At 52.5% G+C, this 15,384-nt stretch carries 15 protein-coding genes; 10 read left to right on the top strand and 5 right to left on the bottom strand.

The window, feature by feature from the left end:
- Nucleotides 1-57 precede the first annotated feature (57 nt).
- The 9 genes from livH (at nucleotide 58) to ugpQ (ending at nucleotide 8,969) form a co-directional block, all read left to right on the top strand.
- Complete coding sequence (gene livH / locus OGY15_RS12355; RefSeq protein ID WP_286539385.1) at nucleotides 58-984, top strand: high-affinity branched-chain amino acid ABC transporter permease LivH; 927 nt, start codon at nucleotides 58-60, stop codon at nucleotides 982-984.
- Complete coding sequence (gene livM / locus OGY15_RS12360) at nucleotides 981-2,258, top strand: branched chain amino acid ABC transporter permease LivM (protein WP_278238779.1); 1,278 nt, start codon at nucleotides 981-983, stop codon at nucleotides 2,256-2,258. The genes livH and livM overlap by 4 nt, the downstream gene beginning before the upstream one ends.
- Entirely contained in the window at nucleotides 2,255-3,022 is a 768-nt protein-coding gene (gene livG / locus OGY15_RS12365) for a high-affinity branched-chain amino acid ABC transporter ATP-binding protein LivG (protein WP_003023438.1), read from the top strand. Before livM ends, livG begins: the two co-directional genes overlap by 4 nt.
- A gap of 17 nt (nucleotides 3,023-3,039) precedes the next feature.
- On the top strand, nucleotides 3,040-3,753 hold the full coding sequence (livF, locus tag OGY15_RS12370; protein WP_151216891.1) for a high-affinity branched-chain amino acid ABC transporter ATP-binding protein LivF: 714 nt from the start codon (nucleotides 3,040-3,042) through the stop codon (nucleotides 3,751-3,753).
- Between the two features lie 294 nt (nucleotides 3,754-4,047).
- The gene (ugpB, locus tag OGY15_RS12375; RefSeq protein ID WP_151216890.1) at nucleotides 4,048-5,364 is read left to right on the top strand and encodes a sn-glycerol-3-phosphate ABC transporter substrate-binding protein UgpB; all 1,317 of its coding nucleotides are present in this window, start codon (nucleotides 4,048-4,050) and stop codon (nucleotides 5,362-5,364) included.
- A gap of 62 nt (nucleotides 5,365-5,426) precedes the next feature.
- Entirely contained in the window at nucleotides 5,427-6,314 is an 888-nt protein-coding gene (gene ugpA / locus OGY15_RS12380; RefSeq protein ID WP_151216889.1) for a sn-glycerol-3-phosphate ABC transporter permease UgpA, read from the top strand.
- On the top strand, nucleotides 6,311-7,156 hold the full coding sequence (gene ugpE / locus OGY15_RS12385) for a sn-glycerol-3-phosphate ABC transporter permease UgpE (RefSeq protein ID WP_286539392.1): 846 nt from the start codon (nucleotides 6,311-6,313) through the stop codon (nucleotides 7,154-7,156). The genes ugpA and ugpE overlap by 4 nt, the downstream gene beginning before the upstream one ends.
- A gap of 2 nt (nucleotides 7,157-7,158) precedes the next feature.
- Nucleotides 7,159-8,229 carry a sn-glycerol-3-phosphate import ATP-binding protein UgpC gene (locus tag OGY15_RS12390; RefSeq protein ID WP_151216887.1) on the top strand — a complete coding sequence of 357 codons (1,071 nt, stop codon included), beginning with the start codon at nucleotides 7,159-7,161 and terminating at the stop codon, nucleotides 8,227-8,229.
- On the top strand, nucleotides 8,226-8,969 hold the full coding sequence (gene ugpQ / locus OGY15_RS12395; RefSeq protein WP_151216886.1) for a glycerophosphodiester phosphodiesterase: 744 nt from the start codon (nucleotides 8,226-8,228) through the stop codon (nucleotides 8,967-8,969). The genes OGY15_RS12390 and ugpQ overlap by 4 nt, the downstream gene beginning before the upstream one ends.
- Here ugpQ and OGY15_RS12400 read toward each other — a convergent pair.
- Entirely contained in the window at nucleotides 8,966-9,406 is a 441-nt protein-coding gene (locus tag OGY15_RS12400; protein WP_151216885.1) for a DUF2756 family protein, read from the bottom strand. The two genes, ugpQ and OGY15_RS12400, sit on opposite strands and share 4 nt — an antisense overlap.
- A 118-nt stretch (nucleotides 9,407-9,524) precedes the next feature.
- On the opposite strand from OGY15_RS12400, the gene ggt reads away from it, so the two are divergent.
- Nucleotides 9,525-11,270, top strand: a complete 1,746-nt coding sequence (gene ggt / locus OGY15_RS12405; RefSeq protein ID WP_016151116.1) for a gamma-glutamyltransferase — start codon at nucleotides 9,525-9,527, stop codon at nucleotides 11,268-11,270.
- Between the two features lie 44 nt (nucleotides 11,271-11,314).
- Here ggt and OGY15_RS12410 read toward each other — a convergent pair whose 3' ends face one another.
- From OGY15_RS12410 to OGY15_RS12425, 4 genes are read right to left on the bottom strand one after another with little or no spacing between them, the layout of a single operon-like run.
- Nucleotides 11,315-12,349, bottom strand: a complete 1,035-nt coding sequence (locus OGY15_RS12410; RefSeq protein WP_187253949.1) for a phosphotriesterase family protein — start codon at nucleotides 12,347-12,349, stop codon at nucleotides 11,315-11,317.
- Nucleotides 12,349-13,317, bottom strand: coding sequence for a DMT family transporter (locus tag OGY15_RS12415; protein ID WP_187253812.1), 969 nt, complete (start codon nucleotides 13,315-13,317; stop codon nucleotides 12,349-12,351). The genes OGY15_RS12410 and OGY15_RS12415 overlap by 1 nt, the downstream gene beginning before the upstream one ends.
- Nucleotides 13,318-13,370: 53 nt before the next feature.
- Nucleotides 13,371-14,132, bottom strand: coding sequence for a glutamine amidotransferase (locus tag OGY15_RS12420; protein WP_187253811.1), 762 nt, complete (start codon nucleotides 14,130-14,132; stop codon nucleotides 13,371-13,373).
- A gap of 15 nt (nucleotides 14,133-14,147) precedes the next feature.
- Nucleotides 14,148-15,362 carry a PfkB family carbohydrate kinase gene (locus OGY15_RS12425; protein WP_187253810.1) on the bottom strand — a complete coding sequence of 405 codons (1,215 nt, stop codon included), beginning with the start codon at nucleotides 15,360-15,362 and terminating at the stop codon, nucleotides 14,148-14,150.
- Between the last annotated feature and the right edge of the window lie 22 nt (nucleotides 15,363-15,384).

The raw sequence follows: 15,384 nt of genomic DNA on the forward strand, positions 1-15,384 counted from the left end.
TGAAGACGAGTTATCCCACCGCCCGTGTAAAACGGGCGGGTTAAGAAAGGTTACCTTATGTCCGAGCAGTTCCTCTATTTCTTGCAGCAGATGTTTAACGGCGTCACGCTGGGAAGCACCTATGCGCTGATCGCCATCGGCTACACGATGGTGTACGGCATTATTGGCATGATCAACTTCGCCCACGGCGAGGTGTATATGATCGGCAGTTATGTCTCCTTTATGATCATCGCTGCGCTAATGATGATGGGCATTGATTCCAGTTGGCTACTGGTCGCGGCGGGTTTCGTCGGCGCGATTGTGATTGCCAGCGCCTACGGCTGGAGCATAGAACGCGTGGCGTATCGGCCCGTGCGCAGCTCCAAGCGCCTGATCGCGCTGATTTCCGCTATCGGGATGTCCATCTTCCTGCAAAACTACGTCAGCCTGACGGAAGGCTCGCGCGACGTCGCATTACCCAGCCTGTTTAACGGCCAGTGGACCGTCGGCAGCAGCGAAAACTTCTCTGCTTCCATCACCACCATGCAGCTGGTTATCTGGATAGTAACCTTCCTGGCGATGCTGGCGCTGACGCTGTTTATCCGTTACTCCCGTATGGGACGCGCCTGCCGTGCCTGCGCGGAAGATCTGAAAATGGCCAGCCTGCTCGGTATAAATACCGATCGCGTGATTGCGCTGACCTTTGTGATTGGCGCAGCAATGGCGGCGGTCGCGGGTGTGCTGCTCGGTCAGTTCTATGGCGTAATTAACCCCTACATCGGCTTTATGGCCGGGATGAAGGCCTTTACCGCAGCGGTATTGGGCGGCATCGGTAGTATTCCAGGGGCGATGATCGGCGGCCTGATTCTGGGCGTCACGGAAGCGCTCTCCTCTGCTTACCTGAGTACTGAATACAAAGACGTGGTGTCGTTCGCGCTGCTGATTCTGGTGCTGCTGGTGATGCCGACCGGTATTCTGGGTCGCCCGGAGGTAGAGAAAGTATGAAACCGATGCATTTTGCAATGGCGCTGCTCTCTGCCGCGATGTTCTTCGTTCTGGCGGGCGTCTTTATGGGCGTCCAGCTGGAGCTTGACGGCACCAAACTGGTGGTGGATTCCGCGGTGGATATTCGCTGGCAGTGGGTGTTTATCGGTACTGGCGTGGTCTTCCTCTTCCAGTTGCTGCGTCCAGCCTTCCAGAAGGGCCTGAAGAGCGTCTCCGGGCCGAAGTTTATTCTGCCGGCGATTGATGGTTCCACCGTTAAACAGAAGCTGTTTCTGGTGGCGCTGCTGGTGATTGCCGTGGCGTGGCCGTTTATGGTGTCACGCGGTACGGTGGATATCGCCACGCTGACGATGATTTATATCATCCTCGGCCTCGGCTTAAACGTGGTGGTGGGGCTTTCCGGCCTGCTGGTGCTGGGCTACGGCGGCTTTTATGCCATCGGCGCTTACACTTTCGCACTGCTGAACCACTATTACGGCCTCGGCTTCTGGACATGCCTGCCGCTGGCAGGGCTGGTTTCCGCTGCTGCGGGCTTCTTGCTCGGTTTCCCGGTGCTGCGTCTGCGCGGGGATTATCTGGCGATTGTGACCTTAGGCTTCGGCGAAATCGTTCGTATCCTGCTGCTCAACAACACCGAAGTGACCGGTGGCCCGAACGGTATCAGCCAGATCCCGAAACCGACTTTTTTCGGTCTGGAGTTTAGCCGTACCGCCCGTGAAGGCGGCTGGGATACCTTCAGTAACTTCTTTAACGTGAAGTACGATCCCTCCGACCGTGTGATTTTCCTGTATCTGGTGGCGCTGCTGCTGGTGGTCTTCTCGCTGTTTGTTATCAACCGTCTGCTGCGTATGCCGTTGGGTCGTGCGTGGGAAGCGCTGCGCGAAGATGAAATTGCCTGTCGCTCGCTGGGCTTAAACCCTACGCGCATCAAGCTGACCGCCTTTACCATCAGCGCCGCGTTCGCCGGTTTTGCCGGTACGTTGTTCGCCGCGCGCCAGGGCTTTGTCAGCCCGGAATCCTTCACCTTTGCCGAGTCGGCCTTTGTGCTGGCAATTGTTGTTCTGGGCGGAATGGGCTCACAGTTCGCGGTGATCCTCGCGGCCATCCTGCTGGTGGTGTCCCGCGAGCTGATGCGTGATTTCAATGAATACAGCATGTTAATGCTGGGTGGTTTAATGGTACTGATGATGATCTGGCGTCCGCAGGGCTTGTTGCCGATGACCCGTCCACAGTTGAAACTGAAAAACGGGGAAGCAAAAGGAGAGCAGGCATGAGTCAGCCATTATTATCCGTTAACGGCCTGATGATGCGCTTCGGCGGTCTGCTGGCGGTAAACAACGTTGAGCTGGAGCTGCGGCCACAGGAGATAGTTTCGTTAATCGGGCCAAACGGCGCGGGAAAAACCACGGTCTTCAACTGTCTGACCGGTTTTTATAAACCCACCGGCGGTACCATTAAGCTTCGTGACCAGCATCTGGAAGGGCTGCCGGGACAGCAAATCGCGCGGATGGGCGTGGTGCGCACTTTCCAGCACGTCCGTTTGTTTCGCGAGATGACGGTGATTGAAAACCTGCTGGTGGCGCAACATCAGCAGCTGAAAACCGGCGTGTTTTCGGGCCTGTTGAAAACCCCGTCGTTCCGCCGCGCGCAGAGTGAAGCGTTGGATCGCGCCGCCACCTGGCTGGAGCGTATTGGTTTGCTGGAGCATGCCAACCGTCAGGCCAGTAACCTGGCCTACGGCGATCAGCGTCGTCTGGAGATCGCCCGTTGCATGGTGACCCAGCCGGAGATCCTGATGCTCGACGAACCCGCCGCAGGTCTTAACCCGAAAGAGACCAAAGAGCTGGACGAGCTGATTGCTGAGCTGCGTAATCATCACAACACGACAATCTTGTTGATTGAACACGACATGAAGCTGGTGATGGGGATTTCGGACCGTATTTACGTGGTGAACCAGGGCACGCCGCTGGCGAACGGGACGCCGGAACAGATTCGTAACAACCCGGACGTGATCCGCGCCTATTTAGGTGAAGCATAATGGGGGCGAGAGATAATATGGATAAGGTGATGTTATCGTTTGATAAAGTCAGCGCCCACTACGGCAAGATACAGGCGCTGCACGACGTCAGCTTGTATATCAATCAAGGTGAAATCGTGACGCTTATTGGCGCCAACGGCGCGGGAAAAACCACGCTGCTCGGTACGTTGTGCGGCGACCCGCGCGCGACCAGCGGGCGAATCGTCTTTGATGATAAAGACATTACCGACTGGCAGACGGCGAAAATCATGCGCGAAGCGGTGGCGATTGTCCCGGAAGGGCGTCGCGTGTTTTCCCGCATGACGGTGGAAGAGAACCTGGCGATGGGCGGTTTTTTTGCCGAGAAGGACCAGTTTCAGGAACGCATCAAGTGGGTGTATGACCTGTTTCCTCGCCTGCATGAGCGCCGTATTCAACGTGCGGGAACGATGTCCGGCGGCGAACAGCAGATGCTGGCGATAGGCCGTGCGCTGATGAGCCAGCCGAGGCTGCTACTGCTTGATGAACCATCGCTGGGCCTGGCGCCGATTATCATCCAGCAGATCTTTAACACCATAGAGCAATTGCGCGAGCAGGGGATGACCATCTTCCTCGTCGAACAGAACGCGAACCAGGCGCTGAAGCTCGCCGATCGCGGCTACGTGCTGGAAAACGGTCATGTGGTGCTGGAAGACACCGGCGATGCGTTACTGGCTAATGAAGCGGTGCGCAGCGCGTATCTGGGCGGTTAATTCTCTCCTTCCCTGCTGGATGGCGGCGTAAACGCTTTATTCGGCCTACGGTATGTGTAGGCCGGGTAAGAGGCATAAACATCGCCATCTGGTGTTTCATTTAAATTGCCTATACGTGTCTCAGCTCCCACTTTCCCTTCTTACAACTTTCACCGCCTTGCCATCTGTTTGTCGCCTTACTATCTTTTTTTTGTAATAAAAAAGTTATTTTTCTGTCATTCGAGCATGTCATGTTACCCCCGCGAGCATAAAACGCGTGATATCGCGCATCCGGCACAACAAGAGAGATAACCGATGATATCGTTACGACATACAGCTTTAGGACTGGCACTTAGCCTGGCGTTTGCAGGTCAGGCACTGGCGGTCACCACCATCCCATTCTGGCATTCAATGGAAGGCGAACTGGGTAAAGAAGTTGATTCTCTGGCGCAACGCTTTAATGCCGCCAATCCCGACTACAAAATTGTTCCGCAGTACAAAGGCAACTATGAGCAGAACCTGAGCGCAGGTATTGCCGCTTTCCGTACCGGAAACGCGCCTGCGTTGCTGCAGGTTTATGAAGTGGGTACGGCAACGATGATGGCTTCGAAAGCAATTAAACCGGTGTATGAAGTATTCAAAGAGGCTGGCATTAACTTCGATGAATCTCAGTTTGTACCGACGGTTTCCGGCTATTACACCGACTCTAAAAGCGGACATTTACTCTCCCAGCCTTTTAACAGTTCCACCCCAGTGCTGTACTACAACAAAGATGCCTTCAAAAAAGCAGGTTTAGACCCTGAGCAACCGCCGAAAACCTGGCAGGACCTGGCGGAATACACTGCGAAGCTGAAAGCCGCAGGTATGAAGTGCGGTTACGCCAGTGGCTGGCAGGGTTGGATTCAGATTGAAAACTTCAGCGCCTGGAACGGTCTGCCGGTCGCCACCAAAAACAATGGCTTTGACGGTGCTGACGCGGTACTTGAATTCAATAAACCCGAGCAGGTAAAACACATTGCCTTGCTGCAAGAGCTGAACAAAAAAGGGGATTTCAGTTACTTCGGGCGTAAAGATGAATCCACAGAAAAGTTCTATAACGGTGAATGTGCTATTACTACAGCTTCCTCCGGCTCATTAGCGAATATCCGCCAGTACGCCAAATTCAATTACGGCGTCGGCATGATGCCGTACGATGCTGATGTGAAGGGCGCACCGCAGAACGCAATTATTGGCGGGGCCAGCCTGTGGGTGATGCAGGGCAAAGATAAAGCAACCTACGAAGGCGTGGCAAAGTTCCTCAACTTCCTGGCACAGCCAGAAATTGCGGCTGAATGGCATCAGAAAACCGGTTACCTGCCGATCACGACTGCCGCATACGACCTGACACGTGAGCAGGGTTATTATGATAAGAATCCTGGGGCCGATATTGCCACCCGCCAGATGCTGAACAAACCGCCGTTGCCGTTTACCAAAGGGCTGCGTCTGGGCAACATGCCGCAGATCCGCACTATTGTGGACGAAGAACTGGAAGGGGTATGGACCGGGAAGAAAACCCCACAGCAGGCGTTGGATGCCGCCGTTGAGCGTGGTAATCAGTTACTGCGCCGCTTTGAGCAATCGACCAAGTCTTAAGTGTATAAGTGCCGGATAGGTGCTTGCACCGCCATCCGGCACCTTCCAGGAAAAGAATCTACATGTCCTCATCTCGTCCGGTGTTCCGCTCGCGCTGGCTTCCTTATTTGCTGGTGGCCCCGCAGCTGGTTATCACTGTTATTTTCTTTATCTGGCCCGCCGGTGAAGCGCTGTGGTACTCGCTACTATCCGTTGATCCGTTTGGTCTTTCCAGCCAGTTTGTCGGACTGGAGAATTTTGTCGCGCTGTTCCATGACCCGTACTACCTTGATTCATTCTGGACCACCATTAAGTTCAGTACGTTAGTCACGGTGAGCGGCTTACTGGTGTCGTTATTTTTTGCGGCGCTGGTGAATTACGTGGTACGCGGCAGCCGTTTTTACCAGACACTGATGCTATTGCCTTACGCCGTTGCGCCGGCCGTCGCTGCCGTATTGTGGATCTTCCTGTTTAACCCGGGACGCGGGCTAATTACCCATTTTCTCGGTGAGTTTGGCTATGACTGGAACCATGCGCAAAACAGCGGTCAGGCGATGTTTCTGGTGGTGTTCGCGTCGGTCTGGAAGCAGATTAGTTACAACTTCCTGTTCTTCTTTGCCGCACTGCAGTCTATTCCGCGGTCGCTGATCGAAGCCGCCGCGATCGACGGCGCAGGACCGGTTCGCCGCTTCTTTAAACTGGCGCTGCCGCTGATTGCGCCGGTCAGCTTCTTTCTGCTGGTGGTGAATCTGGTTTATGCCTTCTTTGATACCTTCCCGGTGATCGATGCCGCCACGGCAGGTGGACCGGTACAGGCGACCACTACGTTGATTTATAAGATCTATCGCGAAGGGTTTGTCGGGCTGGATCTGGCGTCTTCCGCTGCACAATCGGTGGTGCTGATGTTCCTGGTCATTATTTTGACGGTGGTGCAGTTCCGCTATGTGGAAAGTAAGGTGCGTTACCAATGATTGAGAACCGTCCTGGGCTGACAATATTCAGCCATACCATGTTGATTATAGGGATCATGGTGATCCTGTTTCCGCTGTACGTCGCGTTTGTCGCGGCGACGCTGGACAATAAAGCGGTGTTTGAGACGCCGATGACGCTGGTTCCCGGCACACAGTTGCTGGAAAACATGAAATACATCTGGGTCAACGGCGTGGGCGTCAACAGCGCGCCGTTCTGGCTGATGATGCTCAACAGTTTCATCATGGCATTCAGCATTACGGTAGGGAAAATTACTGTCTCTATGCTCTCCGCATTCGCCATCGTCTGGTTCCGCTTTCCGCTGCGCAACCTGTTTTTCTGGATGATTTTTATCACCCTGATGCTACCGGTTGAGGTGCGTATTTTCCCGACGGTAGAAGTGATTGCCAACCTGAAAATGCTCGACAGCTATGCAGGCCTGACGCTGCCGTTGATGGCGTCAGCGACAGCGACTTTCCTGTTCCGTCAGTTCTTTATGACCCTGCCGGATGAACTGGTTGAGGCGGCGCGTATTGACGGCGCGTCACCGATGCGTTTTTTCCGCGATATCGTACTACCGCTGTCAAAAACCAATCTGGCTGCGCTATTCGTGATCACCTTTATCTACGGCTGGAACCAGTATCTGTGGCCGTTGTTAATTATTACCGACGTCAATTTGGGCACTGCGGTGGCGGGCATCAAAGGCATGATTGCCACTGGTGAAGGCACCACACAGTGGAACCAGGTAATGGCAGCCATGCTGCTGACGCTCATCCCTCCGGTAATCATCGTGTTAGCCATGCAGCGTGCCTTCGTACGTGGCCTGGTCGATAGTGAGAAATAAAAATGGCTGGTTTAAAACTACAGGCAGTAACCAAAAGCTGGGACGGCAAAACCCAGGTAATTAAACCGCTGACGCTGGACGTCGCGGACGGGGAATTTATTGTGATGGTTGGGCCATCCGGCTGCGGTAAATCTACGCTATTGCGGATGGTGGCTGGGCTTGAACGGGTGAGCGGCGGCGATATCTGGATTGATAATAAACGCGTCACCGAAATGGAGCCAAAGGATCGTGGTATTGCGATGGTCTTCCAGAACTATGCGTTGTACCCGCATATGAGCGTGGAAGAAAATATGGCCTGGGGGCTGAAAATTCGCGGGATGGGCAAGGAGCATATTGCTGAGCGGGTGAAAGAGGCAGCGCGTATTCTCGAACTGGATGGCCTGCTTAAACGTCGTCCACGTGAGCTTTCCGGCGGCCAGCGCCAGCGCGTGGCCATGGGGCGGGCGATTGTCCGCGACCCGGCGGTATTCCTGTTCGATGAGCCGCTTTCTAACCTCGATGCCAAGCTGCGCGTACAGATGCGTCTGGAATTACAACATCTGCATCGTCGGCTGAAAACCACCTCGCTGTACGTGACACACGATCAGGTTGAAGCGATGACCCTCGCCCAACGGGTAATGGTGATGAACAAAGGCATTGCCGAGCAAATCGGTACCCCGGTTGAGGTGTATGAGAAACCTGCCAGCCGCTTTGTGGCGAGCTTTATCGGCAGCCCCGCAATGAATCTGCTGGACGGTCGCATCAGCGCCTCGGGTACGCATTTTGAGCTGGGCGATGGTATGTCGTTACCTATCGGTAGAAGCGCCGGGGAGTGTGTTGGGCGTAACATGACGCTGGGTATCCGCCCGGAGCATATTGCGCTAAGCTCGCAGGCCGAAGGTGGCGTGCCGTTGGTCGTCGACACGCTGGAAATGCTGGGTGCGGATAATCTGGCACATGGACGTTGGGGTGAGCAAAAACTGGTGGTGCGGTTGGCGCATCAGCATCGCCCGACTGCAGGCAGCACGCTGTGGCTGCATCTGCCAGAAAATCATCTGCATCTTTTTGATGGCGAAACAGGACAACGTGTATGAGTAACTGGCCTTACCCCCATATTGTCGCCCATCGTGGCGGCGGTAAGCTGGCACCGGAAAATACCCTGGCGGCGATCGACGTGGGGGCGCGATACGGGCATACCATGATTGAGTTTGACGCTAAATTGTCGAAAGACGGTGAGATCTTCTTGCTGCATGACGACAACCTGGAACGCACCAGCAACGGCTGGGGCGTGGCAGGCGAATTGAACTGGCAGGATTTATTGCGCGTGGACGCCGGGGGCTGGTTTAGCGGTGAGTTTAAAGGCGAACCGCTGCCGCTGCTCTCGCAAGTTGCTGAGCGCTGCCGCCAACACGGCATGATGGCAAATATTGAGATCAAACCCACCACCGGGACGGGGGCGCTCACCGGGAAGGTCGTGGCGCTGGCCGCGCGTGAACTGTGGGCGGGAATGACGCCACCGCTGTTGTCATCCTTTGAGATTGATGCTCTTGAAGCGGCGCAACAGGCGGTGCCTGAACTGCCGAGAGGCTTGCTGCTTGATGAGTGGCGCGAGGACTGGCGTGAGCTGACCACCCGGCTTGGCTGCGTTTCTATTCACCTCAATCACAAGCTGTTGGATGAAACGCGCGTGGATGCGCTGCACGACGCGGGGCTACGTATACTGGTTTATACCGTAAACCGACCCCAGCGCGCGGCAGAACTGCTGCGCTGGGGCGTAGACAGCATCTGTACCGATGCCATTGATACCATTGGTCCGGATTTCCAGCCCAGTTAAGGCCCAATCGTTTTTAACGGAACGTTAGGTTGCGGCGTGCTGGAGGGCTTCAGCATGTCGCCGTTCTTTTTCTCCGACAGCATATGTTGCTTATTCAGCGAGCTGTCCGGATTACGGGGTCCACTCAACATCCCACCGTTGCTGTTAGGCAGCATTTGCTGCCGTCCAGAATTCAACTCGCCCGGCTGCGACTGTAGCACGCGCTGGGTGTTCGTGTTGATTTGGTTTTCCATATGCTGTTGCTGCATGCGCGTCTGCGTTTGCAACTGCTGGTTGAGCATCCCTTTCTGCTGAATCTGCTGTGATTGCATTTGGGTTTGCATACGCTGCTGGCTCGGGATCTGATAACCGGGCTGATTCGGGTTATTCATGGTGTTGATGGGCTGTGCAAAGCCTGCAAAGGGCAAGAGCATGGCTAAAAGTAAGAGTCGTTTCATCGCTTTTCTCCTCTCGGGGATCGTTTAAGTTTACTCCTTTCTCGCCGTGACGATGATTATTTCAGAGTTATGCACCAGGCTTAGTGGGGGCCGACCCCCATACATCTGGAGAATAACGATGATAAAACCGACGTTTTTACGCCGGGTAGCCATTGCTGCTCTGCTCTCAGGAAGTTGTTTTAGCGTGGCTGCTGCGCCGGCTGCACCACCGCCGGTGTCTTACGGTGTAGAGGAAGATGTGTTCCATCCCGTGCGTGCGCAACAGGGGATGGTGGCTTCCGTGGATGCGTTAGCCACCCAGGTTGGGGTGGATATTCTTAAACAGGGCGGGAATGCCGTTGATGCCGCCGTTGCCGTGGGTTACGCGCTGGCGGTGACGCATCCGCAGGCGGGCAATCTGGGCGGCGGTGGGTTTATGCTGCTGCGCACCAAAGACGGTAACACCACAGCGATTGATTTTCGTGAAATGGCCCCTGCTGGCGCGACCCGCGACATGTTCCTCGATGAGCAGGGCAACGCCGATGCGAAAAAATCGCTAACCTCACATCTGGCATCCGGTACGCCGGGTACCGTGGCGGGGTTCTCGCTGGCACTGGAGAAATATGGCACGATGCCGCTGAACAAAGTCGTGCGCCCGGCAATGAAGCTGGCGGAAGAAGGCTTTGTTGTTAACGACGCGCTGGCTGACGATCTGAAAACCTATGGCAGCGAAGTGCTCCCTAATCACGAAAACAGCAAAGCCATTTTCTGGAAAGACGGCGAGCCGCTGAAAAAGGGCGACAAGCTGGTGCAAACGAACCTGGCGAAAAGCCTGGAGATGATTGCCGAAAATGGCCCGGATGCGTTTTATAAAGGGGCGATTGCCGATCAGATTGCTGAGGAAATGCAGAAGAACGGCGGGCTGATGACCAAAGAGGATTTAGCCGCCTATAAAGCCGTGGAGCGTACGCCGATTAGCGGCGACTATCGCGGATATCAGGTCTTCTCGATGCCGCCGCCGTCCTCTGGCGGAATTCATATCGTGCAGATCCTCAATATTCTCGAAAACTTCGATATGAAGAAGTACGGGTTTGGCAGCGCTGATGCCATGCAGGTAATGGCTGAAGCGGAGAAATATGCCTACGCCGACCGTTCGGAGTATCTGGGCGACCCAGATTTTGTGAAAGTGCCGTGGCAGGCGCTGACCAATAAAGCCTATGCCAAATCGCTTGCCGATCAGATTGATATCAACAAGGCTAAGCCTTCCAGCCAGATCAAACCTGGCAAGCTCGCGCCGTATGAAAGCAATCAGACCACCCATTTCTCGGTGGTGGATAAAGACGGCAATGCTGTGGCGGTGACGTATACGCTGAACACCACCTTTGGCACCGGGATTGTGGCGGGAAACACCGGCATTCTGCTTAATAACGAAATGGACGATTTCTCCGCCAAACCGGGCGTGCCGAACGTTTACGGGCTGGTGGGTGGCGATGCCAACGCGGTTGGGCCGAAGAAGCGTCCGCTGTCATCAATGTCGCCGACTATCGTGGTTAAAGACGGGAAAACCTGGCTGGTTACTGGCAGTCCTGGCGGAAGCCGAATTATCACTACTGTGCTGCAAATGGTAGTCAACAGCATTGATTTTGGAATGAATGTCGCCGAAGCGACCAACGCGCCGCGCTTCCATCATCAGTGGTTGCCCGATGAACTGCGCGTTGAGAAAGGGTTTAGCCCGGACACCATTAAGCTGCTGGAACAGAAAGGGCAGAAAGTCGCACTGAAGGAAGCGATGGGCAGCACGCAGAGCATTATGGTAGGACCGGATGGCGCACTGTATGGCGCGTCCGATCCGCGTTCCGTGGATGATTTAACGGCGGGATACTGATTTTTTTTTCATAGCCCGGTGCCTGGCACCGGGCTCTTTATTGGTTACGCCGTGAGTAATCGTGCTGGATTATCAATACAGAGTTTACGAAGAATATCGTTGTCTACTCCACGGGCAGCCAGATAGGCGAGGAAAACATTCGGGACAAATCCCCAGCCGTTTCCCCCATTTTTTGCCCACATTTGTTTGAGAAAGACATCATGGCTTAAGACGATCTGGTCGGCGTATCCCAGTTCAATCAGATGTGCTACCGCATCTGCGGTTTCCTGAACGCCCGGGGCTATCCCTTCTTTTGGGAAGGTGATGTCCAGGCCAATCATGTCAAATTCTAGCCATACGCCGCGGTCAAGCATTTTACATTGATAAGCAACATCCTTTCCTGAAGGATCTGAATGCGCCAGCGAGACTTTTGCCGGAGAGACGTTCATCTCTTCAAGGACAATATCCAGTACCTCGTCGCCCAGCCGCAGCCACCCTGGCATATGGATATTCATCGCCGTGTGGGGGTTATTACGTTGTGCCAGAGAAGCCGCCCGCAGACTGTTGCGTTCCGCCTGCGTAAAAGCGGGTGATACACCAATTTCACCGATCATGCCGGCGCGAATATCCGTCTCGCCTATCCCCTGATTCAGTTCCTTATCAATAAGTGAGGCTAACAACTCGACAGGTTTATGGATCCTGGCGCTTTCGAACTTCTCCAGATAAGGTCCTGATGAAGCCACGATGTTCAAACCGGTTTTTAATGCTACTTCTCGTAAAGATAAGACGTCCCGGCCGATCGATTCAGAACCTGTCGCGTCGACAATAGTTCGGCCTCCCAATGACATAAAGTTGTTGATTTCAAAGATGACATCATCAATCTCCTTTCTGTCCATGTTATCGGCGCAGCAGTAGGGATCGTGTTTCAATCCCCACTGCAGAGCAGCGCTGACTTTTTTCCCCACGAGTTGCTGTGAAAATTCATATTGCGGTTCGTCAACAACTGATGATAAATCGTTAAACAGGTGCTCATGCGGTAGCGTCAGACCCATATCAGTGTGCGCAATGGGGCCTGTTACGGTTTGCAGGAAACCTTTCATCATGACACCTCCATTTTTTGCGCCATTTTGGATGCTCTGTATTCGGGGATGGTGGTAACAATTGCGCCTACTAGCGCAAACAGCGTCCCAATGATCGTGACCAGGTAGACCGTATTGCCTAGTGATGGGATAAGTTCATCAATCAACACTGAGCCAAGCAACTGACCTGCGGTAGAAGCAACTCCGAGCATCAACAGACCTAAGCCTCTGACCAGAATCGCCATCAGCCCGATGGACAGCAGACCCAGCGGGCCACCGAGATACATCCACCACGTATCGGGTAACTGGACGGTGACATGACCTAATGCGACACGTATCGCCAGCGCAGCGCCCAGCACACAAAAGCCGACGATGAAGTTCCAGGTAATGGAAACCAGCATGGAGCCCGTTGCCTCGGCGACTTTGGCATTTCCTGCTGGCTGCCAGCCAGCAAGTAACCCTGCCAAAAATGGAAGGATAGCGAGCAGAATAAACGATGTTGAGTGCCACTGTGGCGATACGACAAAAATGGTGGCAATAACAGCGAATAATGCGCCAGTAATGCGCCATGGCGTGAAATATTTCTTCTCATCCACACCGATACCAAAACGGTCGCACAGTAGGCCGGAAAGGAGCAGAGCGGAAATCAATGCGGTTTGAAAAGTAGCAACGCCCAACGCACTGGCTGATGCGCCTTCAGAAAATACGACCATCGCCCCGCATAATCCGGCAAACCAATTCCACAACGGGATTTTCCGCGTTTTAATCAGAGCAGGGATCGACGCGAATTGCTGGCGTGTTTCTTTGCGTGCAATAATAATAAAAAACATGACGACCAGACCACTGGCGAACGAGATTACTGCGCAAGCATTACCATCTTGCAACCAGTGTCCCAATTGTCCATTAACGGCAGACTGCATGGGGGAAAGCATACCTGCTAAGATAGTTGCAAGCATCAGTAAGGGGGTTGAGTACTTATTCTTGTTCATACATCAATCCTTATATTTTATAAAAGGAGTAACTTTCGTTACTCCATTGTTTTTTATTTTCTGGCAATGAATTGAAGCGTGTTAACCCACAGGTCGGTATAAAACGGCCAGGACATGAATTGCTGCGTTCCCCAGTGTGGTGAGCAGTCACTCATAAAACAGGCGGTTTTGCCCCGTTGGTATTCACCGAACACCAACAATGGATCATTATTAATGGTTAATACGACATCGGTATCTTCTTTGGCTACAACCTGGTTATATCCAAGAAATACCGGGTAGTCTGAGAATCCGTTAACAACAGGATGTTCAGGCGAGACTACCTCAGCGTAAATACCCTCTGGTTTTTCCACCCGGTCATCGCCGTTTAGCATAATAACTGGCAGGACTTCGGCAAGAATGGTGTTCTTGTAATTGGCCTTGGCCTCAATACCCATAAATGACAGATAGCCGCCAATCATGAGCAGTCCACCACCATTTTTGACGTACTCTTTAATTGATTCCAGAGCATTCGGCTTTATTTTTAGCTGATAGAACGTCTCGTTTTGCAACAGGAACGTATTGCTGCCGATATCGCTAATGACAATGGCATCGTAACGGTTTAGCTCATCAACGCTTTCTGGAAAAGCGATTTGTACGGTGTGAGCAGGCATATAATCAACTTCCACTCCGCCTTTCTTTAGGCATTCAAGTAACCATGTGGCACCTTCTTCGTATTTACTGGAGGTAAAACTGTCATAGCCTTTTGAATGAATCATGTGAATATGCCAGGATTCTCCAATAAAGAGCACCTTTAATTTTTTCTGCGTATTATTCATAGTCTGCTCCTTGATTTAGTGAGTCGAGATAGTTTGTTTATAATTTGAACCCTGAATGCGATGAAGAACAGAATCGTTCTCTGGCATGTCAGAGGCATTGGGTGTTTCAACAGCAAGTGAGGCGAATGCGCTGGCATAGCACAATGCGGATGCCAGTGATTTTCCTTTAGCAAGGCCTGATGCGAGAGCGCCATTAAAGGCGTCGCCCGCTCCAGCGGTATTTTTTACAACTGCCGGGAACGCCGGGGAATAGATGAATTGTGTTCCGTCATAAGCGAGGGAGCCTTTGCTCCCTAGGGTGATAATGGTATTTTTGACGCCTTTCTGATGAATAATCTTTGCCGCACTTTTTGCCGACTCAATATCATTGACGGACATATTTGCCAGCAGACCAGCTTCGGTTTCATTTGGCGTAATATAATCAATATTATCAATAATGGTATTGACCATTTCATTGTATGGTGCTGGATTGATAATGACAGGGATATCATTTTTCTGCGCGATTCGAATTGTTTGGTGAAGCGCCTCGTAATTTGTCTCCAGCTGTACAAGAACAATATCTGAATGAATAATGGCTTCTCTTTGTATGGTGATTTCATCAGGGGAAATTGTCATGTTCGCACCGGGATAGATAGCGATGACGTTATCTCCGGTGTCCCCATTCACCATGATGGTGGCTGTGCCAGTTTGTGTTTCTTTTGTTTGATAGATAACACTTTTATGGATCTTTGATGAGTTAATAAAATTAATGGCGTAATCGCTAAAATGGTCTGACCCTACTTTAGTAATAAAATGTACATCAGAATCGGCATAGCTTGCCGCTAATGCCTGATTACATCCTTTACCGCCTGGCGAAAAAATAAAATTATCGGCAAGTAATGATTCGCCTGTCGAGGGTAGCCTCGGTAGGTAACTTATAATATCAACATTGAAGGAGCCAATAACACATACATTATTTTTCATGGCAGAGAGACCTTTTTTTATTTTTTGTGCTGATTCATATTTTTCCAGCACATAAGCAATTTCGTTTTTTGCAACGTTATCAAGAGAGTCAAGGGTAATAAATGCACCACCATGACAGCGAGTGAGATATCCCTGTCCGGCAAGTTCATTGAGATCTGAGCGAATAGTTTCTTTTGTTACCTTGAGACTTTTCGCCAGATTGGAAACTTTTACAACTCCCGAAATACTGAGTTCTTTCAATATTCTATGATGGCGTTCAAATTTCATTTTTTACCTCACCGTGGTTAAG

The sequence above is a fragment of the Citrobacter sp. Cu231 genome (genome assembly GCF_030332265.1).
Taxonomy (GTDB): domain Bacteria; phylum Pseudomonadota; class Gammaproteobacteria; order Enterobacterales; family Enterobacteriaceae; genus Citrobacter; species Citrobacter meridianamericanus.